This is a genomic window from Dehalococcoidia bacterium, assembly GCA_030018455.1.
In the GTDB taxonomy this organism is placed as follows: Bacteria; Chloroflexota; Dehalococcoidia; order DSTF01; family JALHUB01; genus JASEFU01.
This window is the reverse complement of sequence record JASEFU010000001.1, coordinates 653,141-654,140: the sequence shown is the minus strand read 5'-3', so window position 1 is coordinate 654,140 and position 1,000 is coordinate 653,141. Positions and strand designations below refer to the sequence as shown.

At 63.5% G+C, this 1,000-nt stretch carries 2 protein-coding genes; both read right to left on the bottom strand.

Features of this window, described 5'->3' with window-relative positions:
• Window positions 1–767 (bottom strand): potassium channel family protein (locus tag QME71_03150; protein ID MDI6857294.1); only part of this gene is annotated, 767 nt, incomplete at its 3' end.
• The coding region (locus QME71_03145) for a hypothetical protein (protein MDI6857293.1) at window positions 764–1,000 on the bottom strand (237 nt) is incomplete at its 5' end. The genes QME71_03150 and QME71_03145, both read right to left, overlap by 4 nt.

Below are 1,000 nucleotides of genomic sequence, written 5' to 3'. Positions count from 1 at the left end.
CTTAACCTACCACCACCAACCAGCGTGTCCACAAAGTCCACTACCAACGGCTGTAACGCCGACAACGCCATCCGCCTACCACCTATCAGATACGGCGATATCACACGGTCAGCACCCGCACGACGCAGCTTCTCCTGGTTCTGCGGCTGCCCCGCTCGCGCCACTACCAGCATCTCCGGCCGCATCGCCTTCGCCGTTAACGTTATGTACGTGTTCCCCGCATCTGAGTCCGACGCCGCTAAAAGACCCCGCGCTCTCTCTATCCCCGCCTCCAGCAGCACTGCGTCCGACGACGCGTCTCCCTCTACCAGCAGATACCCCCTCTCCCGCGCACGCCCTATCGCCTCCGGGTTCGACTCCACGACCACGAAGGGGATCTTGCGCTGCGTGAACTCCCGCCCGATCTCCTCGCCCACGCGCCCAAAACCGCAGAGGATGAAGTGGTCTCGGAGCGCCTCGATCTTGCGCTTCATTCTTCGCACCTCCAGGACCTGCCCGAGCTCGCCTTCGAGGACGACCTGCAAGATCGTCGTCAGCACGAACAGGATGATGATAACACCCACGCTGATGAGGACGATGGTCAGGAGACGGCCCGCGAAACCCAAAGGCTGGATTTCGCCGAACCCGGCGGTGGTAACGGTGGTGACCGTCTGATAGACGGCGTCGAAAAAGGTTAGGCCCTCGAGCAGCATGTAACCGAGGACGCCGGCGACGGTGAGGGCCAGCGCGAGGATTGCGGCGACTGCGAGTCGCTGTGCGGCGGTCATACCGGCTCCGGAGGGGTCGTCTTCGGCAGCGGCGGTCTCACCTGCCCACCGGCCGTCTTTTCCCTTCCATGCCGCGCGAACACCTCAATATCCCGTTCCCTGCCGAAAACTATCAGGATGTCGCCACGGCCGATCGTCAAAGAGCCGCGCGGACTCACCAGAAGCGCCCCCGTTGCCTGCTGTATCGCCAGCACCACCGCCTCGCTCGACGCCGGCACAAGCTCCTCGACGCT